This window comes from Micromonospora sp. NPDC049559 (assembly GCF_040676675.1).
Taxonomy (GTDB): Bacteria; Actinomycetota; Actinomycetes; order Mycobacteriales; family Micromonosporaceae; genus JBFAPK01.
Genome location: NZ_JBFAPK010000005.1, coordinates 168,249 through 192,471 on the forward strand (window position 1 = coordinate 168,249; position 24,223 = coordinate 192,471).

A 24,223-nucleotide genomic window follows, 5' to 3' on the forward strand; every position below is an offset into this window, starting at 1 on the left:
CGAGCGGCCACCGGCATCAGGACGCGGCCGGTCCCACCATGACGACGACGAGTTCGCTCTGGCCGCTCTCGATGGACGAGGTCTGCGCGGCCGTGAGACCCAGCCCGTCCGGTGGACGCCGGCCCCGTTCGAGGTTCTTGACGTGCACGGCGCAGGTACCGTCCGCCATGCGGAGCGATCCCTTGCCGACGAGCCGATACGGCGCGATCGGAACGTCGCCGCCGGGGACCAGGTCGAGCCGGCCGCTCGGAGCGGTCGTCGAGATCGCCCCGACCGGGTCGGTCGTGACCGGCCCGACGAAGGGAACCCCGATCCAGTCATGGTCGTCGTACGGCTTTCCCGAGGCGTGGCCCGCGATGGCAACCGCATCCGCGCAGCGCCTGACCTGCCGGTCCGGCCCGCCCTGGCAACCGGTGGTCGCCAGCAGCAGGATCACGCACGGCGCCAGCGCGGCCCACCCGCCGGCTCCGACCCTCACAGGACCGGCCATTGGAACAACGAACGGTACGGGAAGATCCGGGTCGCGAAGCTGTCCTCGGCGACGCCGCGGAAGAAGTCGTAGCCCGGCCGCACGTCGCGACCGTACACGTAGTTCTGCGCGTCGGCGTTCACCTGGCCCGTCTGCGCCATCTCGATCATGTTGTCGACCCCTTGGTTGTACCCGACCGCGATCAGTTGGTCGCTGCGCAGGCTCGAATTGTTTTCCACCCCGGCCAACGCCTTCTGAAGATCCGCGACGTGGTAGGCCATCGCGGTGATCGCCAGTTCGTCGTCGTCGATCATTTCTTCCCAGCTGCGTCCCTCGAAGACGTCGGGGTGCGCGGCAGCCGTGTCCTTGAACGTCTGCTCCTGCATCTGGCCCATTCCGATCGACGGGGTACCAGGGTACAGCCCCAGCCGGGCGAGCTGGACCTGCGCTCTTTCCCAGTTGCGGGCGCCGTTCCCGCCGATCGCCCGCAGGTTGCCCTCCTTCAACAGCAGGCCCATGACGGTCCGCGGGTCCACCCCCGCCTGGTCGGACACCTCCTGGACGGTGGCGGTGTGCGACAGCTGCTCCGAGATGGGCGGGAGGTTGAGGTCCTTGTCGTCCCCGAACAAGGCACTGCTGGTGACGTCCACGGCGACCCCGACCGCTGCCACCACACCCGCGAAGATGTCTCCGAAGTCATGGCCGTCCACCTCGACGTTGGAGATCGGGTTGCCGCCGGCGAAGGCGTACCGGTTGCCGGTGAAGGGGCTGATGCCCAGGTTCATGTCGGCGAGGGCACCGTTGTAGCTGTCGCGGGACAGGAAGCGGTTCAGGCCCGGGCTGTAGTCGCGGAAGCCCATGTCGTAGTTGCCGGAGCCCTGGTCCCACCGCTTCGCGTTGAACCGGTACGCGTTGTAGGGCTCCTTCGTCGGGTCGCCGGCATCCGGCTTGTCGATGCCGGTGAACTGGGCGTCGTCGTTGCTGCCGTACGCGGTGTAGCCGTACGTCGCCTTCGTGTCGCCGTTCTCGTCGGTCACCTGCTCGACGTCGGTGTGCGGGTTGTACCCGTAGTAGCCGTCCTCCTCGGTGCCGTCGTCCTTGTGCGTGACCTGCGACAGCCGCTGGCCCCACGGCGAGTACTGGTACGACTTGGTCACCTTGCCGGCGGCCTCCTCGTCCAGCACCTCGCTGGAGAGCCCCAGGTAGTTGAAGGTGGTCGTCTTCTGCTTCGCGGTACCCGCGTCCGTGGTCTTCGTCGTCGTCCGGTCCAGCGGGTCGAACGTGAACTTCGTGGTCGCCGTGCCACCGGCGCTCGTCTTCCGGTTCTCCACCACGTGGTCGAAGCCGTCGTAGACGTTGCGCTCCAGGACGGTACCGCCCGAGGTGACCGTGTCCAGGCGTCCGAACGGGTCGTAGTTGTACGAGGCGGTCGCCCCGCCCGCCGAGCTGGTGAGCAGCCGGTTCCGGTCGTAGTTGTACGTGGTGGTGACGCCCTTGAGCGTCTGGCTGACGACGTTGTTGTTGGCGTCGTGGACGTAGGTCTCGGTCCCGGCACCCGTCCCCGTCTTGGTCACCCGCGCCACCCGGTCCCGGGGGTCGTAGGTGTAGTCGGACTGGGTGGTGATGGTCGCCGCGTGGTTGTCGGCGTTCATCTTGGTGTTGGTATCCCGGGACGGGTTGCCGTTCAGGTCGTAGTCGATCGAATGGTCGGAGACCGGGGTCCCGTTCGACTTCTTCTCGACCTCGGTCTTCAGCAGTCCGTCGAGGTAGTAGGTGTAGTCGACGGTGTTGCCGTTGCCCTTCACCTCGCGCAGCCGCTCCGCCCGGTCGGTGTACGTGTACGTCGTCACCTTCGGGTCCACGTCGGCGACCGACTTGCCGACGCTGACCTTGGAGACCAGGTCCCGCGGGTCGTACTCGTAGACCGAGTACTGCTCGTCGTGTTTCGTGGTCGCCGGCGCGCTGTTCTCGTTGTACGTGAACGAGGTGGTGTTCACCGTGCCACCGGACTTCAGCTCGGTCACCGTGTCGACCTGGTTCAACCCGGTGTACGTCACGTCGTATTTGTCGACCCGAGCGCCGGGGCTGTTGTCGGTGATGGTGGTGAGGTTGCCGTTCGGGTCGTACCGGTACGAGTAGTCCTGCTTCTCGTTGTCGACCTCGCCCGCGTTGGCGCGGACCAGCTTGACCGCGTCGGCGACGACCGTACCGCCGGCCTGATCCGACAGGCTGATCTTCTGGGCGTTGCCCTCGGCGAAGCTGTACGAGCCCAGCGACACCCACGTGCCGCTCCCGGTGGTCTGGTCGACCGTCTTGACGGTGCTGCCGCCGTTGTGGTTGACCGTGTACTTCGCGTCGGTGGCCGCGCCGGTGACCTGCGGGTACCGGACGAACACCTCGTAGCTGCCGGCCTGCGGGACGTTCAGCTGCCAGGTGTGGGTGTTGGCGCCGGTGCCGGCCGCGTGGGTGGCGTAGTTCGTGCCGTACCTGCCGGTGGCGGTGTTCGCCGTCGGCCAGGTACCGGTGGCGGTGGTGTTGTTGAAGTCGGAGTTGTCGACCAGCACCACCTGCTGCCCGACCGGTACCCCGTCGTCGGCCCGGGTCGCGAGCTTGCCGTCCGGGAAGTAGCTCCAGGTCATGACCCGGTTCGACGACCCGCCGGCCGAGGTCACCTTCCGCTCGGTCTGCGCGCCGAGGTCGTCGTACCTGTAGGAGGTGACGATGTCCCACGGGTCGCCGCTGCTGCGGGTCCAGCCGTTGTCGAAGTACGTGTACGTGGTGTCGTTGCGCACCGACTCGCCCGACGACGGCGGCGCCGACAGGGTCTTGAGCCGCCCCACCTCGTCGTACTCGTAGGTGGTGACGTCCGCCGTGGTGTACCGGGCGTCGTCCTTGTCGTACGCGGTCCGGACCTCCTTGACCCGGTTCAGCTTGTCGTAGACCGTGACCTGGGCGAAGTCGTCCGGGTCGTCCGTGGTCGCCACGCCCCGCGGCGAGATGACCCTGGTCTGGTTGCCGACCTCGTCGTACTCGTAGCGCGTGGTCCGGTAGGTGATCGTGCCGGCCACGTCCTCGTGCGGCACCTTCACCTCGGTCGGCCTGCCCCGGGCGTCCAGCACCGTGGTCACGGTGTTGCCGAGCTGGTCGGTGGTCGCGGTGACCAGACCGTCCCGGTCGTACGTGCTGCTGGTGTACTTGCCGAGCGCGTCCGTGGTCCTGGTGACCCGGTGCGCCCAGTCGTACTCCAGCTTCGTGGTGTAGTCGGCGGTGTCCGTCGTCGCGTTCTTCCGCGGGTCGACCACCGTGGTCACGTTGCCGACGTTGTCGTACTCGTAGCTGATCTTCTGGCCCTTGGCGTTGACCACCGAGGTGAGCTGGTAGATCTCGTCGTACCCGCTCGTGGTGACGTAGTCGCCGGACTCCGGGCTCAGGTTGCCCTTCGGCTCGGTCGTGGTGCGCAGGTTGCCGACCTTGTCGTAGGTGTACGACGTCTTCCGTTCCGGGTCGCCGGCCACGTCCACCGGCGCGAGGCTGTACTTGAGCTGGTCCGCCTCGTCGTAGACCGCCGTCGAGACCGCACCGTTCGGCGCCGTCGAGCGCAGGACGTTGTCGTTGGCGTCGTAGGCCGGCGGCGGGGTGACGATGAACTTCCCGGCCGCCTGGTCCAGCGGCACCCGGTTCTCCTTCGGGCGACCGAAGGTGTCGTACGTCTGCGTGGTGGTCTTGAGCAGCGCGTCGGTGACCGAGAGGACCTGGCCACGCACGTCGTAGGCGAACTTCGTCTGCCTCGTCTCCGCGTCGGTGATCACCCTCGGGTAGCCGTTGTCGTCGAAGTCGCCGTTGAGGGTGGCGTTGCCCCTGGCGTCGATCTCCCTGGTGCGCTGCCCGTACTGGTCGTACTCGTACCGGGTGGTGTAGTCGTCCGGGTTGGTGGGGGTGGTGGCACCCATCGGATCAGTCACCGAGGCGAGATCGCCGTTGGTGGTGTAACCGAAGGCCCACCTCCGTCCCTCGGGGCTGGTCTTGGTGGCCAGGTCGGCGACGTACCCGTCGAGTTGCGACTGGTAGGTCAGCACCGTGCCCGGCGTGCCGCGACGGACCGCCTCGGCGTCCCTGACCTCCGTCGGGTAGCCGGTCTTCTGGTCGTACGACCAGGTCGACACCGCCCCGTTCGCCTCTTCGAGGCGGACCACGTTGTGGTCGTCGTCCCAACCCAGCTTCGTGGTCTGGTTCTTGGCGTTGGTGGTCTGGGTGGGCCGGCCGTAGCCGTCCATCACGTACCCGGTCGTGTGGTTCTCCGCGTCCCGGACCGTGGTGTTGATCGTGTTCCCCTGCGGCCCGTCCGGATCCGTGTACGCGAACGCGGTCGGGTAACCGAGCCGGTCGGTGTACGTCTTGGTCGCCCAGTGGAACTTCGGGTCGTCGCCGGTCTGCGGGGCGTAGTAGTCCAGGCCGGTCGACTTCCGGTTCGGGTCGGTGACCCGCACGAGCTTGACGTTCTTGTTCCCCTGCGTCATGTCGTACGCGAAGCTGAACACCTTCGGCGCGCCGTCGGTCGAGCCGGCGCCGTCGACCAGCTCACCGAGCAGGCCCTTGTCGGTGTACGCGAAGGTCAGCCTCCGGCCCGAGATATCGGTGATCTGCTTGACGTGGTCGATGATGTGCGGGTTGGTCAGGTTTGTCGCCGACTGCCGGGTCCAGGTGACGTCGTTGATGAGGTCGTAGCTGTCGCCCTTGGCGTAGTAGTCGATCGTCAGCGTCCGCCGGCCCGCCGGGTCGGTCAGGTACTTGAGAAACTTGGTCGGCTTGTTGTTCGACTTCCGCTCCTCGTAGGTGAACACCATCTCGTTACCGTTGTTGTCCACCGCCGACGACAGGAACCCGTCACAGTCGTAGTAGAACCTGGTCCGGTCCGGGCTGGTCATCACCCAGGCCCGCGACTCCTCCGTCTTGTTGTCGCACGGCACCAGGTTCTGCAGGTACAGGTGCACGCCCTTCGGGCTGACCCATCGGCTCGTGGCCGCGTCCCAGGTGAACCAGTGGCTCGTACCGTCACCGTCGGTCAGGGTCACCTTCGTCGGGTTCGGGTTCGGGTGGAAGTCCAGCGGCGTACCGAGCCGCATCAGCGAGGACGCCTGCAACGACCAGCCGTAGCCGGCCACGGTGTCGGACGTGTCGAGCGAGTTGTACGCCAGCCGCACGAACGTGGACAGCCCGCGGCCCGGGTTGCTGAACGCGTTGTACGACCACACCGTGTTACCGGCGTACAGGTTGTTCATTAGCGTGCCGCCCGCACCGGTGTTCTTCCCCGCGTACGAGTAGAACTTCTCCAGGCCCAACTGGTCGGAGGTGGGCTCCTCCACCGCCACGTTCTGGGGCAGCGGCTGGATCGCCGGCGTGATGTCCGACAGCCACTTGCCGCTGCTCTTGTTGTGCAGCTGCCACTTCAGCACGTAGTCGGTGCGCTTGTTGCCCTCGACGCTCGGCGGCGGGGTCTTCACCTGCGCGGCGACGTCGACCGCGATGCCGGGCAGGACGTCCTTCGACAGCGGCGTCGCCACCTGGCTGGAGGTGTCGGCCAGTGGCACCCCGTCGGCCCGCGCCCACTGGTACGACAGCTCCCACTCGCTGGCCTTCCAGGCCGACAGTGTCGGGTTCGACACCGTCACCGGCACGGTGTACGTGCTCGCGGGCGCCAGCTGGGCCGGCGTCACCGGCGCGTAGTACGTCGACTCGGCGGTCGGCTCCAGGTAGGTGACCTCCAGCGTCGGGCGCAGCAGCGGCTCGTCCGCCTGCGCCGACAGCAGCATCGCCCGTGCCGTCTGGTTGACCTCGTCGCGCATCTTCAACAGGAAGCCGAAGTTCTTGGACGGGTCGGCCAGCCAGTCCTGCACCGGCTTGGTGACCGTCCACCGCTCCCACTCCGGGTCGTTGGTGAACCCGTTGAACCCGGCCGACCAGCTCGGGTCGTACGCACCGCCGGGCGTCCACGCGGTGGCGTCGCTCGCCCGGTTCCAGGTCGCCTCGCGCTCGACGAAGGCCTGGGTCAACTTGTAGACGTCGACCCACTCGTCCGTGTCCGTGCCCGGATCGAGGAACGTGTTCCACATCCGCAGCTGCGCGCCGGTCACCTGGGCGCCCGCCGGGATGCCCGTCAGGTTCGGGAACCTCACCAGCCCGCGCGTGTCGCCGTACAGCGACGAGTTGTTGCCCGCCGAGACGTACGGGTCGCCGTCGTAGACGTCCACGTTCTTGTCCGGCAGCTTCGCCGACAGCGTCGTGTCCGTCACCCCGGACCGGTAGATCCTGGTGACCTGACCGGCCTTCGGCAACATCGCCGACTGCGTCGGACCCGGTATCAGCTGACCGTCGCGGGTCTTCACCGCCACCATGTAGTAGTAGAACTGCCGCTTCAGCGGATCCGTCTCGTCGGCCGCCGTCGGCGTCGCCGTGGTGTCCTGGTACGAGAGGGTTCCCGTCGACACGGGGGCCACCAGCGTCGCCGCCGACGGCGTGAAGACCTGGTGGACGCTGCGGTGCACCTGGTACTCGACGGCGTCGGTACCGTCGACGACCGTGGGGGTGGGATCCTGGTAGGCCGGCCAGTCCAGCAGGGCGCCGGTCGAGGTGATCGTGGTCGGCGGGTTCACGGCGACCCCCTGCCGACCCCACGTCAGGATCAGCTTCGGCAGGTTGTAGTCCCGCCGGTCGTTCTCGTACGCGTAGACCGACGCCTCGAAGATCGGACCGCCCCGGCCCTTGGTCGCCTCGTCGGTCGCCTTCAGCATGAACCCGTAGTTGGGCTGGACGTTGTTCACCCAGTCCTGCACGACGTTGCGTACCGGGAACGACATCCAGGTGCTCGACACCGCGCGGCTCTTGACCGCACCGCCCTTGACGAACCGCACCGCGTCCGCGATCACGGACTTGCTCGCCACGTCACCCAGGACGACCCGGCCCGTGGTCCCCGCGTTGAAGCGGTGGGTTCCCAACGTCCGCCACAGCCCCCGGCCCGGCGGCGTCGTCTGGTCGATCTCGTACTGCTTCGACCCGCCCGCGAAGTACACCGTGTACGGCGCCTTGGCGGGCCGGTCCGACTCCGACGTGAAGTGGACCTGTACCTCGTAGTCGCCGGTCACCGGGATCGTCGGCGTCCACGTGTACGTGTGCCCCGTCGTCGCGTCGCTGTTGAACCGGTAGTCCCCGTTCACCGCCAACGGCGACAGGTCCGGGTTCGACGAGAGCGTCCACGTCCCCACCGCCGAGCTGCCCGCGTCGCCGTCGTCGACCGTCACGACGTTCGCCGCCGCCTGGGACGTGTCGTAGCTGCCGTTGACCGACTGCCAGGTCACGGTGCTCGGGTCCCACGGGGCCGTCACCCGCCGCGCCTCCAGCGGCACGTCGTAGGCCCACTCCAGGGTCCGGGAGTAGAACATCTCCAGCCGCGCGTCGTCCAGCGCGGTCCCCGCCGGCACCACGCCGTTGAGGGAGGGGAACTTCACCAGCGACCGCCACGTCTGCGACGAGTCGGTGCCGACCGGCAGCTGGTACAGGCCGTCCGGGCGGTTGTAGTTGGTCGTCGGCGCACCCGAGTAGATCCGCATGCCGCGCGCGTCGTCCGGAACCGGCTGCACCCGGATCGTCGGGTCGATCACCACCGGATACCGCCGGGCCGGGTCCCGCAACCACGCGCCGTCGGCGGACAACGTCACGGTCGTCCGCCCGTTCGCCTGGGAGATCCGCTGGGAGACCTTGTCGCTCCACACCTTCCCGTGCGGCGAGGAGGCGTCGTCCTTGCTGTCGTACATGAACGGCGCCGGCATCACGTAGCGCGGCGCGCCGCCCGACGGCCGTACGAACTCGATCGACCCGTCCGCGGCCGACCGGGCCACCAGACCGGTCGTGTCCAGCGTGAACGTGTACGACACCGGACCCGGCGGCGGCGCGGCCAGCACCACCTTCTCCTTCAACGCCGTGGGCGTCACCTCGTACACCAGGTCGGCGCCGTGCGCCAGGCCGGGGTACGTCACCGACGACCCGGAGACCTTCGGGACCGCGCCCCGCGCGGCGCCCGACAGCCCCAGCTCGATGCGGCGGCCGTCCTGCTCGAACCGCACCAGCCGGTCCGACCGGTCACCGAAGCTGCTGACGAAGGCGTTCGCCTCGTTGACCGCGGCGACACCGGACCGACCCGTAGCCCGGACCGTGGTGTCGATCGGCTGGAACCGGCCCTTCGCGTCGCGGTAGTGCACCGGCCCGGCGGAGACCTCCGCCTGCACCCGTCCGTCCGAGAGCTGGAAGTACCGCGCGTTCGCCGTACGCTTTTCGGGCAGCTCCCTGACGCGCTTCTCCGGCGGCCACGCCTTCCCCGCCGGCGCGTGCTGCTCCACCGCCAGCCCCGCGCTCACCGGCTCCGGTCTGGACCGGCCCGAGCCGCCCACGAGGCCGCGCGCCGCGCCGTTCAAGCGCGACAGCAGACCCGGGCCCTCGTCCGCGCCCGCCGAGGGTGTCCGCGGGGCTGACGCGCCGCGCGGCAGCCCTTCCATCCCACCAACCGTGAGCACCAACGCCAGCGCCAGCACGCCGACCAGGACCCCGCGCAGTCTCCCCATCGCCCGTCACCCTTTGTCAGGAAGCAGATACGACAGGTGGACGCTAGGAGGTGGACATACACGATCAGCTATTTTCTCGATACCCCGGAAAAGTAGCTCCGGCGAAGCGGTCGAAAGCGACCGGTGAGGTCGGCCCGTACCGATTCCCACACCGCCTGCCGGTCGGCGCTCCCATGGTCACGCTGAGGCGTATCCGGAGGGTTGCCGGACCGGCCTGGACGTCCTGGAAGCGTCCTCATCGACAACGCGGGGAGCCGTTCGCCCCAGCCGGAACCGTGGCGGTGCGCCTTGCTGTCGCCCCCGTCGACCACCGCGGGTACCCCTTGGAATTAATCATCTGGGCGCTGACCCATCCTTGTTACCGTGTCGCGCATGCCAACGGGGCGCGACAGACGCCGACACGTGCTGGAGATGTATCGACGGACGCGTCCGCGCGACGTCCCGGTGGAGATGGTCGAGGCCGCGACCGCGCGTCGGCTCGCTGGTGATGTGGCGGGTGCCTGTGCCGCTGCCCGGGTGGACCTGGACGTCAACGTCGCCGAGATCGCGCGGTGGCATGGCCGTGAGACGGCCGACCGGATCGTTGACGACCTGCAGAACGTCGCGCCGGACCTGCTGCGCTGGAACCTGCCTCGGGATGTGGACAACGGTGCGCCTATCGGATTCGGGCTGCTGCGCCGATACCCGGCAGGCGGCGGCGCGAACCTCATGATCAGTACGGTCAGGAATCAGCCGGGGCGGCTGAAGCTGTGGGTACAGTGCCGACGGGAAGGAACGGCGGACCTGCCGGACCGGGTTCCCGGGATGTACCACCTGCCGCAGGCCTACTGGGACATTCGGTGCACCGGCGAGCTGCGTGGCCTGTGCGGCGGCGGACCGGACCGCATTCCGTTCCACGGTCTCGATGGCCGCCTCCTGGACACCGCCGCCGCCGAGGCGCGGCCGGACGATCCGGTCGCCATGACCGAGTGGCTCACCCTGCTCTGGGATGAGGGCCGCACCGGCGAGGCTCTCGCCGCCTGCGGGATCACGCTCGCCGACGGGGAGCGGGTCAGGTGGCCGCAGCGACCGTGGGTCGCGATCGAGCGCCTGGTGGCCGACGGACGACGGGCGCTCGACGAGGGCGTGTTCGAGCGGGGTCTGTCGGTGCGGCGCCCGCGTTCGGCCCGGACGATCTGGGTCGAGTGCCGCGACGAGGGCCAGGCGGGCACCGACATCGAACTGACGTTCGGTTCCGGTCGCCGGGTCACGGCACGGCTGCGCAGTGCCCCGGTCGGGGAGTCCCGCCTACTCACCGCCCCCGAATACCGGCACCCAATCGACCTCGATCTGCTGCGGTTCGGGCTTGCCGGGCCTGAGGACCTGCATCCGGCGATCACGCGGGCGCTGTTCCCGACGCGGGCGGCCGGGACCGACCGCCCGAGCAACCGGGGCGCCGAAGGCCGGCCTGGACCGTCTGGCGCGGTGGCAGCCCGTGCTGGGGGTTGGGAGCTGATGGAGCGGGCAGCCCACCGCGACACTGCCGGCGTGGTCGCGCTCCTCGACGCCGGCGCCGACCCGCTGGTGCGCGACAGCTCCGGCCAGACGCTGCTCCATCTGCTGCCCCATCTCGACCACGAGCTGCTCCTTGCCCGGTTGCTCGCCGCTGGCGTGGACGTCAACGCCGTCGACATGCAGGGGCACACGGCGCTGCACGCCGCCGTCATGCGCAGACAGGAGCTGGAGCACGCCGGTTCGATGGCCCGGAAACCGGTCGAGGATCTCATCGGCCGGCTGCGCAACGCAGGCGGGGTCGACGTCTGCCGCGAGCGGGGCGCGCCGTGCCCGGCCGACGAGGTGACCGAGCGTCGGGTCCGGCCCACGGCCGAGGACGTCGACCGGCTGCGTGCGGCTGCCTCCCGTCACCGGTACCGGTCAATGGCCGAGCTGGCGTGGGCGCTGTACTCGGTCGGGAAGGACCGGCGCGAGGTACTCGCCGAATGCTACGGTGCCCCGTTGCCGGACGAGTTTTTCGCGCTCGCTGACCACCTGCCACTTCCCGGGTACAAGGATCTGCAGTGCCACGTGTGGCGGCTCGCTCTGCCGGCCAACCGCGGCGGCCCGGTGCCGCCCACAGACTCCAGCCTCGACGACTACGACGACGAGGTCGCCTTCGAACGCGACCCGCAGTTGGTCCCGGTGCTCCGGTTGCACGATCATCACACCGAGTACGGTGGCTTCGTGCTGTGTTACCGGCTCACCGACCTCGCCCGCGGCGAGCCGACGGTCTTCGGCACCGATCCGCTCGACGACGATGGACGGATCGAACGGCTCGGCCCGTCGCTGCTGGCGGTACTGGACGACTACCACGCGACCATCGTCGACCGGCTGGAGATGCTGCGACGGCTGGCACCTCAGCGCGATGACGTCGACGCGCTGCCTGTGCACCGCGCCGCGCTGAATCTCGTCCGGACGCTGCTACCGGCCGGGGCCGCGGGCGTGCCCCGCTCGGAGCTGACCGCCCCGTTCACCAAACCGGTGTCCGAGCGCACGCTGGTTCGGTTGCGGGGAGGGGCGTCCCGCGACGACTACCGGTCGATGGGCCGACTGGCGTGGGCGCTGTACGCCGCCGGGCTGGCCCCGCACGAGGTACTGGCCGAGTGCTACGGGGTCGAGTTTCCGCGCGAGTTCTTCGTGGTCGCCGAGGCCGGACCCGGCGATGTGCTTCCCGGGGACGAGACCAACCTGCCATGGAACCTGGCGGTCCCGCTCGAGCGGGGTGGTCCCGCGATACGGCCGCGGCCGAGCATGTGGCGGGCGGAGCGGCGGATCTTCGCCTGGGATCCGGATCTCGTTCCGCTCCTGACGCTGTACGGCGACGACCGGGTCGATCACGGTGCGAAAGAGCCGCAGCCGCGGGTACCCCACGGCGGCTTGATCCATTGTTACCGCCTCAGTGAGCTCGCCGTTGGGCGGAGCACCGTGGTCGGCGTCTCACGGCACGCGGCGAACGAAGGCCGCGAGTTGTCCGTCGAGCCCTGCGGCCCATCCCTGCTCACGGTCTTGCACGAGTACGTCGTCGCCCGCCACCGCCTGGACGAATGGGAGATCGCGCAACCGTGGAACCGGGGCGCGGGCTCCATCGACGACATGGCGGTGGAGGAGTCCCTCGAGCGCGTGGCGGAGATCGAATCGCTCCAGCACGAGCTCGCCGAACGTACGGGGGCGACCGGGAAATGACCACGTTCGACCATCCCGCACGCCTGGAGCGGGGGCATCCGTTCCGGCAGTGGAAGACCTGGCGGATACCCGGCACCGAACTCACGCTCACCGGCTACTCTCGCGCGAACGACAAGACGTTTTTCCACGTCCCGGAGTTGCGGTGCAGCCTCGATGCGGGACTGTGCGAAGGACGGCAGGTGGACACGGTTTTCCTGACCCACACCCACCACGACCATTCCAAGGACCTCGACTACCTCGCCGCGAATCCGGCCGGCGTGGACATCTACCTGCCCTCCGACTCGGTGCCGTATGTGGAGTCCTACCTACGTGCGAGCGCCGAGCTGAACCACGGTGCGGCGTTCGATCCGGCCCTGACGGGCCACCGGCTGCACGGTGTACGGCAGGATGACGAGTTCACCTTTGGGAGCCGGGGACATCACGCGCGGGTGGTGAAGTGCGAGCACAAGGTTCCGTGCGTCGGTTACGCCTTTTCGCAGCGTGGCAAGAAATTACGGCCGGAGTTCGAACAGCTGCGGCAATCGATGGTACGGCAGGGTCGGGGCGGCGAGTTCGGCCGGATCATCGCGCGGAAACGCCGAGCGGGGGTTGAGGTCGACGACGAGACCCGGCGGCCGCTGTTCGCGTTTCTCGGCGATACACGTGTCGACGTGTTCGAGCGGAACCCTTGGCTGTTCGACTATCCGGTCATCATAACGGAATGCACGTACCTCGATGATGCGCAACGGGAGCGTGCGAACCGGGTCGGGCACACCGTCTGGAGCCAACTGCGACCCGTGGTCGAGGCCCACCCGCAGACCCTGTTCGTCCTGACCCACTTCAGCCTGCGCCACTCGGACCGGGAGATCCTCGCGTTCTTCCGGCAGCAACGGGAGCAGACAGGGGCCTCGTGCCTCGACAACGTCCTGCTGTGGGTCCACCCCGCCAGCCACCTTCCTGAGCAACACCAGCAACGCTGACCTGACGGAGTCGACGCTGTTGGTGCAGTCACCATCCGCCCGCGTCAGGACGCCGGCGGGAACTCCTCCAGGTACGCCTCGATCCGTTCGGCCGGGGCCGGCCGGGACAGCGCGAAGCCCTGGCCGAGCCGGCAGCCGGCGGCCCGCGCCCGCGCGACGTGGGCGGGCGACTCCAGCCCCTCGGCGACGATCTCGAACCCGAGCCGGCGGCCGACGTTGACCACCACGTCGATCAGGGCCCGGCCCCGGCCCCGACCACCGCCGGGCTCGCCCATCAGCGTCCGATCGATCTTCAGCAGGTCCACGGGGAGCCGGCGCAGCTGGGCCAGGGGCGTCTGCCCGGCGCCGAAGTCGTCCAGCGCCGTCCGTACCCCGAGCGCGCGCAGCCCGGCGAGCTTGGCGGCCACGGCCGGCAGGTCGACCGCCGCCCACGGCTCGGCGACCTCCACCACCAGCCGCTCCGGCGGTACCCGCTCGGCGACGAGGGTCAGCGCGACCCGCTGGACGAAGTCCGGCGCGGCCAGCTCCCGGGCCGAGACGTTGACCGCCATCCAGAGCCGCCGTCCCTCGCGCGACCAGGCCGCGAGCTGCCGGCAGGCGGCGTGCAGCACCCACTGGCCGATCTCCTCGATCAACCCGAGGTCCTCGGCCACCGGCAGCAGCTCGCCCGGGAGCACCGTACCGAGCGTCGGGCTGCGCCAGCGCAGCAGCGCCTCGGTACCCACCGGCTGCTCGTCCCGGAGCCCGAGCACCGGCTGGAAGACCAGGTCCAGCTCGCCCCGGCCGGCCGCGCCCGGCAGCTCGCGCTCCAGGTCGAGCCGGCGCACCAGCTGCTCCTCCAGGTACGTGTCGTACCACTCGACCCGGTTGCGGCCGAGCTGACGGGCCCGGCGCCGGGCCAGGTCGGCGCGGCGGAGCAGGTCGCCCACCCCGTCGCCGCTCGACAGTTCGGCCAGCCCGATGCTGACCCGCAGCGAGGCGACCGCGCCGGGCAGCCGGTACGGCTCGGTCAGCGTGGTCACCAGCCGCATCGCCAGCCCGTACGCGAGCATCGGCCCGTCGACCGTCACCACCGCGAACTCGTCACCGCCCAACCGGCCGGCGACGTCGTCCGCCCCGGCCGCGGCGCGCAGCCGCCGACCCGCCTCGATCAGCACCGCGTCGCCGGCCGCCCGGCCGTGCCGCTCGTTGACGTGGGCGATGCCCGAGACGTCGACGACGAGCAGGGTGCCTCCGGTGCGGCCGGGCACGGCCCGCTGGGCGACGATGGCGCGCATCAGCTCGCGCCGGTTGGCCAGCCCGGTCAGCTGGTCGGTGACGGCGAGCCGGTGCGGAGCCGTTCCCGGCCGGCGGCGCTGGCCGACGTCGCGCACCTGGAGCACCAGCGCGGCCAGCTCGGGCACGGCCCGCTGGTCGCTGACGGTCGACTCGGTGTCGCGCCACACGCCGTGCCCGTCCCGCAGCCGCGCCGTGACCAGCGGCGTACGTCCGGCGGCGGGCGCCCGCCCGGCGAGGACCTCGGTAAGGACCCGCGTGACCGCGGCGGCGTCGTCGGGGTGGATCAGTTCGACCAGCCCGTGGCCGAGCACGTCGGCGTCGGAGAGGTTGAAGATCCGCGAGGCGGCCGGCGACTGCCAGCGCACCCGCAGGTCCTCGCCGATCAGCAGGGTGAGGTCGTCCACCCCGGCGACCAGCGACCGGGAGCGTGCCTCGCGCGCCGCCAGGGCGCGGGCGTACCGGCGCACGTCAAGCACGGCAAGGGCCTCGCGGACCACCACGAGCAGCAGCACCGCCAGGGCCAGCACCACCGCCGGCAGGTTCGGCCCGCCGCCGGTGACCAGGTGGTACCCGGCGGCCAGCAGCACGACCAGCACCGGCACCGTCAGCAGCGGGTACGTCGACAGGTGCGTCTCCCCCGCCCAGCCGACGACCGGGTCGGCGGCGGGGCGGGCCCGGCGCGCCCCGGCGGCGACCAGCACCGGGCCGAGCACCAGCGGCACGGCGACCGCCGGCAGGACCCGCGCCGGCGCGCCGTAGGCGAGCAGCGCCACGAACGCGGTGAGGCCGAGCACGGCGGTACCGGAGCCGGCGCCGCAGAGCAGGGTGGCGCGGCGGTGCCCCACGGCCCGCAGCGCGGTGAGGGCAAGCACGGGCAGGCCGGCGGCGGCGAGCAGCACGGCGGCGCACGCGGCGGCCGGCGGGCTCTCCCCCGGCAGCACGGTCCAGCCGCAGGCGGCGAGGCTGACCCCGAGGCTCAGCCCGTCGAAGGTACGGCTCAGCCGGGCGGTCGGGGTGGTCGCGGCGCCGGGCAGCAGGAGCATCCCGAACAGGTACGCGACCAGCGCCGTGAGCAGGCCGCCCAGCGCCGCCACGGTACGGGTGGCCGTCGGGAGCAGCGGCAGCGCCGTCACGGTCAGCCCGGTGGCCAGCGCGCCGACGCCGAGGAACCCGGCGCCCCGGCAGGGCCCGAAACTGTGGCTGTCGAGCCGGATCGCCAGCGCGACCCGGACCAGTTGGGCCCCGGCGAGCCCGGCCACCACCCCGGCGGAGGCCGCCACGGCCAGGTACGGCGGGATGGCGCCGGCGATGCCCGCGGCGAGCGCCGCCAGCGCGAGCGGGGTGCCGAGGTGCTGGGCCACGCGCAGGGCGGTCAGGTCGGTCGGGTGAGGCAGATGGCGCGCCAGGGACACGACGGGTATCGCCTTCGTGAGGGAGCAGGGGTGGTGCCGTCCCGGCCCCGCGAGAGGGTCGGATGGCACCTAGAAAGAGGGAACGACGAGGGAAGCCTCGGGTTACGGCCAAAGATAGGTAATGCCCGGATTCGGCCCCGGGCGGTGGCCGGCGTCGGGGCGCGCCGCCGGAGGTGGGAGTATCAGAGGGTGAGACGTACCGACACCGTCCGCTTCCGGTACCCCCAGGCGATCTGGGCGGCCGGGGTCATCGCCGTCATCGGCAGCCTGCCGGTGGCCGGAGCCAGCTGGTTCCTCGCGCCTGTGCTGCTCGTACCGCTGGCCGTGACGATCTGGGCCTGGCGGGCCGGCACCGACGCCGACCCCGAGGAGCTGCGACTGCGGGCGCTGCTCGGGCAGCGTCGCGTGCCGTGGCGGCAGGTCGTCGAGCTGGCCACGGACGCGCGCGGCCGGGCCGTCGCGCTGCTGGCCGACGGCCGGACCACCACCCTGCCGGCGGTACGCGGGACCGACCTGCCCCGGCTGATCGCGGTCACGGGCCAGTCGCTGCCCGGACGGGCCACCGAGCCCGCCGAGTAACCGGTGCCGGCGGGTGCCCCCGCCGGTGCGCCGGTCAGTAGCCGTCGACCACCTCGTTGATCAACGGGTCGCCGGCGGCGAAGCGCCGCAGCTGCGCGCCCGCCAGCCGGTAGGCGCGCGGCAGCAGACCGCGAACCGAGCCGCCGACGTGCGGGGTGAGCAGCACGTTCGGCAGCTCCCAGAGCGGATGGTCAGCGGGGAGCGGCTCCGGGTCGGTGACGTCCAGGGCCGCGCCGAGCCGCCCCGAGCGCACCTCGTCCAGCAGCGCGTCCGTCCGCACCACCGGCCCGCGGGCGGCGTTGACCAGCAGCGCGCCGTCGGGCATCGCGGCGAGGAAGCGGGCGTCGACCAGCCCCCGGGTACGGTCGGTCAGCGGTACGAGCAGCACCACGACGTCGGCGTGCGGCAGCAGTTCCGGCAGGTCGTCGACGGAGTACACCCCCTCCTCGGGGCGGGCGCCGCGGGCGACGAGGGTGAGGCGTACCTCGAAGGGGGCGAGCCGGGATCGCAGCGCGGCGCCGATCGAGCCGGCCCCGACGATGAGCACCCGCTTGCCGGCCAGCTCGTCGGTGGGGGCGAACTCGTCGTACGCCCACTCGCGCCGGGCCTGGGCGCGGGCGAAGCCGGGGAAGGACCGCAGGTACGACAGCATCGCGGTGACCACCCACTCCGCCGTCGAGGAGTCGTGCACGCCCCGCGCGTCGCAGAGGATCACGTCGTCGGGCACCCGGCCCACCCAGACCTCGGCGCCGGCCGAGAGGAGCTGGATGACCCGCAGGTCGGGCAGGGTCTTGGCGAGCTGCGCCGAGGTCTGCTGGGCCAGGAACGGCGGCACCCAGAAGCGCACGCCCGCCGGGTCGGACGGGAGTTCCGCCGGGTCCGCGGCGATCTCGACCGTCACCCCGGACGGGATCTCGCCGAGCAGTTCCCGCCCCCGCTCGTGGGGGATCCACACCTTCACGTACGCCGACCTTAGTCCGTCGGGTTCGCCCCGTCGCAGCGGTCCCGGACGGTCCCGGCCGGCGGGAAGACCGCGGCCGGCCCGGGGCGTCAGGGCAGCGGCAGCCGCACCGGGGCGGCGGGCTGGTAGATGTCGTACCCGGCCACGGTGGTCACGGTGGCCGGCACCCCGACGGCGGCCAGGTGCGCGGCCACCGCGCGGCTGAGCGCGGAGCCGGTCGGCAGGACGTACGCGGGCCGCGCGGACCGTCGCACCTCCGCCCGGTACGGCAGGTAGCGGTCCCAGCCGGGGCGCAGGTCGTCGCGGATGACGGCGCAGACCAGCCGCTCGCGGGTGAGGAAGGTGAGGTTGTTGCAGGTCCAGTACTCGCCGTAGAAGCGGTCGATCCCGCGCCGGTCGAGTTCGGCGACGAGTTCCCGCCGCTCCTGGCCGACCCGGGCGGCCGCCGGGGCGTGCCCGATCAGCGCCCCGGTGGCGATCACCATGGTCACCCCCAGGGCCACCAGCGGGGTCAGCGCCGCCAGCCGGGTCAGCGCCGCGCCCCGGCCGCCCCGGCGACGGGCCCGGCTCGCGGCGGACCAGAGCGGCCAGAGCACCGCCGGCGTCGAGATCAGCAGGCAGGAGAGGTACCGGGCGCTCTCCACCGGGGTGTTCCCGGCGGCGCTGCTGGTGGCGTACGAGAGCAGGCTCAACGCCGCGCCGACCACCAGGGCGAGCCGCCCGCCCTGCCGGACCCGTTCGGCGCGGATCCCGCCGCCGCCGTGGTCTCCGCCGGCGATGGGGCCGGCGGCCGCGCCGGCCACGTCGTCGCCCCCACCCGCGCCCCGGCCGCCGCCCGCGCGGCGCAGCGCGCGGACGGCGAGCACCCCGGCGGCGACGAGCAGGACCGGGTACGCCGCCCCCCACCACAGCTGCCACGGTTCGCAGCGCCCCGGCAGGCAGGCGCCGGTCCCCATCGGCAGCCCGAAGAGCACGCCGCCGTAGAGCCGGTCGGCCCAGGACGCGGCGGCCCCGCCGCTCAGGTTGGCGTAGATGGCGAGCGAGCGGTGCTCGGGCGCGGCGGTCAGGTTGTGCGCGACGATCGGTACGAGCCCGACCAGCAGACCGCCAGCGAACGCCAGCCCGGCCCGTCCGCGCAGCTCCCGCCAGCCGCAGGCGAGCAGCAGCACGCCCGCCGCGCCCACGTACGGCAGGACGAGCCAGTCGTCCCAGAGGGTGAGCCCGGCGACCAGGCCCCAGGCGGCGTACGCCAGCGCGCGCCGCCGCACCGCGCCGAGCCCGAGGTTGACGGCGAGCAGCACCAGCAGCACGCCGGCCGGGTTCATCTCCGGATAGCCGCCGCCCGCGATGAGCTGGTTCTTCAGGATCCGGTCGGAGCCGAGCGCCAGCAACCCGACGGTGACGGTCGCCAGCCACGGGCTGTAGAGGCGCCGGGTGAGCTGCCAGAGCAGGGCCAGGAAGGCCGCGTAGAGCAGCAGGGTGGGCAGGCGCAGCGCGAGCGTGGAGGCGCCGGCCAGGGCGAAGATCGGCGCGGCCAGGTACGACTCCAGCGCGCCCATGTAGTACTGGCCGTAGAAGAAGAGCGGCGCACCGCGACCCTGGACCAGGTGCAGCGCGACCAGGCCGCTGGTCGCCTCGTCGCTGTTGGCCGGCGGCACCTCGACGAGCAGCATCGCCAGCCGGTAGCCGACCCCGAGCAGCCCGAGCAGGAGGGCGATCCGGCCGGCGAGGCGGACGCCGGGGGCGGCGCGGGTTCCGGCCAGGTCGCCGGGCGCGTCGGCGGCGACGGGTGCCCCGGACCCGCGCATCGTCGAGGTCGGCATGGCCGGCAGTGTCGCATACGGGGATGAGAGCGGGCGAAATCCCACGACGGTACGGCGGGAAGTCCGAACCGGTCACCCGATCCGGCTACCCTGGGCCGGGTGAACGCTGGCCCCCCGTACTCCCGCCGTCTCCGTACCCGGGTCGCGGTCGCGCTCTGCGCGGCGGCCGTCCTCGTCACCAGCGGCTGCGCCTTCGGCGAGCCCGAACCCGACCCGGCGGGCGAGCCGCCGAGGTTCCCCACGCCGTCGGTCAGCGCCACCCACGGCGGCGTGGACCAGCAGGTCGCGGCGACGGTACTGGCCAAGGGGCTGAACGTGCCGTGGGGCATCGCCTTCCTGCCCGACGGCGGCGCGCTGGTCACCGAGCGGGACACCGCCAAGATCCTCAAGGTGGGTCCGGAATCGGGCGTGGACGGTCTGCAGGTGAGCACGGTGCAGACCGTCGAGGGGGTCGACGGCTCCGGCGAGGGCGGGCTGCTCGGCATCGCCGTCTCGCCGAACTACGCCACCGACAAGACGGTCTTCGTCTACTACTCCACCCGCCAGGACAACCGGGTGGCGAAGTTGACGCTGGGCGGCAAGCCGACGCCGATCCTCACCGGCATCCCGCTCTCCGGCATCCACAACGGCGGACGGCTCGCCTTCGGCCCGGACGGGTTCCTCTACGTCACCACCGGCGACGCGTCGGAGCGGGGCCTGGCCCAGGACGTCAAGAGCCTCGGCGGCAAGATCCTGCGGATCACCGCCGAGGGGAAGCCGGCGCCGGGCAACCCGTTCCCGAACTCGCCGGTCTGGTCGTACGGGCACCGCAACGTGCAGGGCATCGCGTGGGACGCGAACAAGCGGCTCTACGCCACCGAGTTCGGCCAGAACACCTGGGACGAGATCAACCAGATCGAGCCGGGCAAGAACTACGGCTGGCCCGTGGTCGAGGGGCCGGGGACGAACCCGGACTCCCGCTTCGTCGACCCGATCGTCAAGTGGACCACCGCCGAGGCGTCCTGCTCGGGGGTGGCCATTGTGGACCGGCTGATCGCCGCCGCGTGCCTGCGGGGCGAGCGGATCTGGCTGGTGGAGCTGACCCCGAACGGGGGCGTGCTCGGCGCGCCGCGGGCCCTGCTCACCAAGAAGTACGGCCGGCTGCGCACCGCCGTGACCGCCCCGGACGGCTCGCTCTGGGTCTCCACCTCGAACCGCGACGGGCGGGGCAACCCCGGTCCCGACGACGACCGGCTGCTCCGGCTCGTCTTCTCGGACGGCGGGGCCGGCAAGAGCTGACCGGAATCGCCTGACGTTCAGCCAGAGTTGGCCGGAGACCGCCCGGGGTTTGACAAGATCCGGTTGCGGGCAGGTGATGATTTGAGCATGGACGGCAACGAGGAAGAGCAGCAGCAGCCCGCCGAGGTCGCCCCGACCCCGGCGGTACGGCGCGTGCCACGCTCGCTGGCCGCGCTGGTACGCCGCACCGGGCGGGCCCTGGCCGGCCGCTCCCGCCGGGCGGACGGTACCGAACATCCGCGCCCGAGCCGGCGGCGCCGCCTCGCGGTCGCGCTCGCCGTCGTCGTGGTCGCGTTCGCCGGGGTGATCATCGGGACGCTGCTCGGCGGGCACGTCCGCACCGACGTCGGGCCGTTCCAGGCGGAGATGTCGATCGCGCCCTCGACCACCGGCGAGACCACCGTGCGCATCCCCCCGCTCGGCGCGCTGGAGATCGACAGCCACCGGGGCCCGGTCCGGCTCACCGTGCAGCTCGGCTCGCTCGACCAGCGCCGCACCGAGGCGCTCATCGACGACCCGGCGAGCATCAGCCGGGCCAGCCAGTCGGCCGTGCACGACGTCACCGACGGCGTGATCCGGCTCGGGCTGCGTACCGTCGGCGCGGCCCTGCTCGCCACCCTGCTCCTCGCCGCCCTGGCCTTCCGCGACGTACGCCGGGTCGCCTGGTCCGGGCTGCTCTCCCTGGTCGTGGTCGGCGCCGCCCTCGGCACGGCCGCGCTCACCATGCGCCCGCAGGCGATCGAGGAACCCCGGTACGAGGGGCTGCTGGTCAACGCGCCGGCGATCGTCGGCGACGCCCGGCGCATCGCCAACGACTACAGCAAGTACTCCGAGCAGCTGCAACGGCTGGTCGCCAACGTCAGCAAGCTCTACACCACCGTCTCGACGCTGCCGGTCTACCAGCCGGCCCCCGGCACAGCCCGGATCCTGCACGTCTCCGACATGCACCTGAACCCGACCGCCTGGTCGCTGATGCGTACCGTGGTCGAGCAGTTCAACATCGACGCGGTCATCGACACCGGCGACATCACCGACTGGGGCAGCGAGCCGGAGGCGTCCTTCGTGGGCTCGATCGGGCTGCTGGGGAAGCCGTACATCTTCATCCGCGGCAACCACGACTCGCCCGCCACGGCGGCGGCCGTGGGGCGGCAGCCGAACGCGATCGTCCTGGACAACTCGATCACCACGGTCGCCGGAATCACCATCGCCGGCATCGGCGACCCGCGCTTCACCCCGGACAAGTCGACCTCACCGGGCGGGGGAAACCTGACCCAACCGACCGCGGACCAGCTCATCGGCAGCAGCGAGAAGCTCGCCGGCACGGTCCGCGGCGCCAACCCGCCGGTCAACATCGCCCTGGTGCACGACCCCGCCTCGGCCGGGCCGCTCGCCGGTACCTGCCGGCTGGTGCTCGCCGGACACCTGCACCGCCGGGAGGTCTCCCGGCTGCCGCAGACGCCGGGGGCGATGCCGACCGAGCTGATGGTGCAGGGTTCCACCGGCGGCGCGGGGCTGCGCGGCCTCGAAGGCGAGAAGCCGACCCCGCTGACGATGTCAGTCCTCTACTTCGACCCGCAGAAGCAGCTCCAGGCGTACGACGACATCCAGGTCGGCGGTACCGGCCAGTCCCAGGTCAACCTGGAGCGGCACGTGATCAGCGATCCGGCGGTCGGGGACAAATCCGTCCCGGTCACCCCCACCCCCACCCGCTGACCAGCACCCCGATCAGGAGCACTCTGCGCACCAGGACCACCCCTGAGCCGTCCCACCGCTCAAGCTGAGGGGGTCGGGCCCGGAACGCCCGCGCCGGCTGGGTTGGGGGCCGTTATCGCGCGACGGCTGGGTTGGGGCCGGATTGCCCGCGACGGGATCAAGCCTGACCGCCCAGAGCGGGTAATCCGGCCCCAACCCACACCCGGACCCAGGCCACCGTCCCCACCCGACCCACGGCCCGGCCCTCACCCCAGCGGCGCTCAGCCCTCGACGCCGAGGCGGGCGAGGATCAGCTCCCGTACCGTTTTGGCGTCGGCCTGGCCGCGGGTGGCCTTCATGACCGCGCCGACCAGCGCGCCCGCCGCCGCGACCTTGCCGTCCCGGATCTTGTCGGCGATGGCGGGATTGGCGGCGATGGCCTCGTCGACCGCGGCGGTCAGCGCGCCGGTGTCGGAGACGACCTCCAGACCGCGGGCGGCCATGATCTCGGTCGGCGAGCCCTCGCCGGCCACCACGCCCTCCAGCACGGTACGGGCCAGCTTGTCGTTGAGCTTGCCCGCGTCGACCAGGCCCTGCAGCTCGGCGACCTGGGCCGGGGTGGCGCCGACGTCGGCCAGTTCGACGCCGGTCTCGTTGGCCCGCCGGGAGAGCTCCCCCAGCCACCACTTGCGGGCGGCGGCCGGGTTGGTACCGGCCGCGATGGTCTGCTCGATCAGCTCGACCGCGCCGGCGTTGACGATGGACTGCATGTCGAGGTCGGTCAGGCCCCACTGCTCCTGCAACCGCCGCCGGCGCACCCTGGGCAGCTCGGGCAGGGCCGCCTTCAGCTCGGCCACCCAGGCCGGGTCCGGGGCGAGCGGCACCAGGTCGGGCTCGGGGAAGTACCGGTAGTCGGTGGCGGTCTCCTTGGAGCGCCCGGAGGTGGTGTCGCCGGTGTCCTCGTGGAAGTGCCGGGTCTCCTGGACGATCCGGCCACCCGCGTCGAGCACGCCGGCCTGCCGCAGCATCTCCGAGCGGACCGCCCGCTCGACCGAGCGCAGCGAATTGACGTTCTTGGTCTCGGTACGGGTGCCCCACTCGGTCGCGCCGACCGGCATCAGGGAGGTGTTGACGTCACAGCGCAGCGACCCCTCCTCCATCCGTACGTCCGAGACGTCGAGGGAGCGGATGACGTCGCGCAGCTCGGTGACGTACGCCCGGGCCACCATCGGGGCGCGCGCGCCGGTACCGGGGATCGGCTTGGTGACGATCTCGACCAGCGGGATGCCGGCCCGGTTGTAGTCGACCAGCGACTCGGTCGCGCCGTGGATCCGGCCGGTGGCGCCGCCGACGTGCAGCGTCTTGCCGGTGTCCTCCTCCAGGTGCACCCGCTCGATGCCGATGCGCACGGTCTCGCCGTCGACCTCGACGTCCAGCCAGCCGTCGACGCAGAGCGGCTCGTCGTACTGGCTGATCTGGAAGTTCTTCGGCATGTCCGGGTAGAAGTAGTTCTTCCGGGCGAACCGGCACCACTGCGCGATCGAGCAGTTGAGCGCGAGGCCGATCCGGATCGTCGCCTCGATCGCCGCCCGGTTGGCGACCGGCAGCGAACCGGGCAGACCCAGGCAGACCGGGCAGACCCGAGTGTTCGGCTCGCCGCCGAAGTCGGTCGGGCAGCCGCAGAACATCTTGGTCCTCGTGCCCAGCTCGACGTGGGTCTCCAGGCCGATCACCGGCTCGTAACGCTCGACGACCTCGTCGTACGCGGGCAGGGCGGTCGTGCTCATCTGCGCTCCAGCTCTCGGGCGGCATCCGGACCAAACAAGCCTAATGGCTGGCCCGCCGGGGGCTCGCCCGGGTTTCGACCGCCCCCGCGCGCCCCGTCTCGTCGATCTAGGGCAAATCGTCGTGATTGGAGATCAACTCACCGGTCTCAGCCCT

11 protein-coding genes are annotated in these 24,223 nt (G+C 71.4%); 5 read left to right on the plus strand and 6 right to left on the minus strand.

Annotated elements, in window-relative coordinates; translation table 11 throughout:
* Positions 1–16: 16 nt before the first annotated feature.
* A complete protein-coding gene (locus AB0J86_RS09625; protein WP_363855138.1) occupies positions 17–478 on the minus strand; it encodes a hypothetical protein in 462 nt (153 codons plus the stop codon).
* Positions 475–9,081, minus strand: coding sequence for a DNRLRE domain-containing protein (locus AB0J86_RS09630; protein ID WP_363855140.1), 8,607 nt, complete (start codon positions 9,079–9,081; stop codon positions 475–477). The genes AB0J86_RS09625 and AB0J86_RS09630 overlap by 4 nt, the downstream gene beginning before the upstream one ends.
* Positions 9,082–9,483: 402 nt before the next feature.
* Here AB0J86_RS09630 and AB0J86_RS09635 point away from each other — a divergent pair, with 402 nt between their 5' ends.
* Together AB0J86_RS09635 and AB0J86_RS09640 are read left to right on the plus strand one after the other, a co-directional pair.
* On the plus strand, positions 9,484–12,300 hold the full coding sequence (locus AB0J86_RS09635) for a hypothetical protein (protein ID WP_363855143.1): 2,817 nt from the start codon (positions 9,484–9,486) through the stop codon (positions 12,298–12,300).
* Positions 12,297–13,259 (plus strand): MBL fold metallo-hydrolase, encoded by a 963-nt coding sequence (locus AB0J86_RS09640; protein WP_363855146.1) that lies wholly within the window; start codon positions 12,297–12,299, stop codon positions 13,257–13,259. The genes AB0J86_RS09635 and AB0J86_RS09640 overlap by 4 nt, the downstream gene beginning before the upstream one ends.
* A gap of 44 nt (positions 13,260–13,303) precedes the next feature.
* On the opposite strand, the gene AB0J86_RS09645 is transcribed toward AB0J86_RS09640, so the two are convergent.
* Entirely contained in the window at positions 13,304–15,949 is a 2,646-nt protein-coding gene (locus tag AB0J86_RS09645; RefSeq protein ID WP_363855148.1) for a GGDEF domain-containing protein, read from the minus strand.
* A 189-nt stretch (positions 15,950–16,138) separates the two neighbouring features.
* Between AB0J86_RS09645 and AB0J86_RS09650 the strand changes: the two genes are divergently transcribed.
* Positions 16,139–16,528, plus strand: coding sequence for a PH domain-containing protein (locus AB0J86_RS09650; RefSeq protein WP_363855151.1), 390 nt, complete (start codon positions 16,139–16,141; stop codon positions 16,526–16,528).
* Between the two features lie 34 nt (positions 16,529–16,562).
* Here the strand turns inward: AB0J86_RS09650 and AB0J86_RS09655 are convergent, their stop codons facing one another.
* Both AB0J86_RS09655 and AB0J86_RS09660 read right to left on the minus strand, forming a co-directional pair.
* The gene (locus AB0J86_RS09655; protein ID WP_363855154.1) at positions 16,563–17,489 is read right to left on the minus strand and encodes a 2-hydroxyacid dehydrogenase; all 927 of its coding nucleotides are present in this window, start codon (positions 17,487–17,489) and stop codon (positions 16,563–16,565) included.
* Between the two features lie 89 nt (positions 17,490–17,578).
* Positions 17,579–19,312 (minus strand): hypothetical protein, encoded by a 1,734-nt coding sequence (locus AB0J86_RS09660; RefSeq protein ID WP_363855156.1) that lies wholly within the window; start codon positions 19,310–19,312, stop codon positions 17,579–17,581.
* A gap of 90 nt (positions 19,313–19,402) precedes the next feature.
* On the opposite strand from AB0J86_RS09660, the gene AB0J86_RS09665 reads away from it, so the two are divergent.
* Both AB0J86_RS09665 and AB0J86_RS09670 read left to right on the plus strand, forming a co-directional pair.
* Positions 19,403–20,590 carry a PQQ-dependent sugar dehydrogenase gene (locus tag AB0J86_RS09665; RefSeq protein ID WP_363855366.1) on the plus strand — a complete coding sequence of 396 codons (1,188 nt, stop codon included), beginning with the start codon at positions 19,403–19,405 and terminating at the stop codon, positions 20,588–20,590.
* Between the two features lie 87 nt (positions 20,591–20,677).
* A complete protein-coding gene (locus AB0J86_RS09670; RefSeq protein WP_363855159.1) occupies positions 20,678–22,303 on the plus strand; it encodes a metallophosphoesterase in 1,626 nt (541 codons plus the stop codon).
* A 260-nt stretch (positions 22,304–22,563) separates the two neighbouring features.
* On the opposite strand, the gene gatB is transcribed toward AB0J86_RS09670, so the two are convergent.
* On the minus strand, positions 22,564–24,069 hold the full coding sequence (gatB, locus tag AB0J86_RS09675; protein WP_363855162.1) for an Asp-tRNA(Asn)/Glu-tRNA(Gln) amidotransferase subunit GatB: 1,506 nt from the start codon (positions 24,067–24,069) through the stop codon (positions 22,564–22,566).
* Positions 24,070–24,223 lie beyond the last annotated feature (154 nt).

Excerpts from the sequence above, each read along its gene's own strand:
- AB0J86_RS09630 (WP_363855140.1), bottom strand. The coding sequence starts at position 9,081 with ATGGGGAGACTGCGCGGGGTCCTGGTCGGCGTGCTGGCGCTGGCGTTG.
- AB0J86_RS09670 (WP_363855159.1), top strand. The coding sequence starts at position 20,678 with ATGGACGGCAACGAGGAAGAGCAGCAGCAGCCCGCCGAGGTCGCCCCG.
- gatB (WP_363855162.1), bottom strand. The coding sequence starts at position 24,069 with ATGAGCACGACCGCCCTGCCCGCGTACGACGAGGTCGTCGAGCGTTAC.
- AB0J86_RS09640 (WP_363855146.1), top strand. The coding sequence starts at position 12,297 with ATGACCACGTTCGACCATCCCGCACGCCTGGAGCGGGGGCATCCGTTC.
- AB0J86_RS09660 (WP_363855156.1), bottom strand. The coding sequence starts at position 19,312 with ATGCCGACCTCGACGATGCGCGGGTCCGGGGCACCCGTCGCCGCCGAC.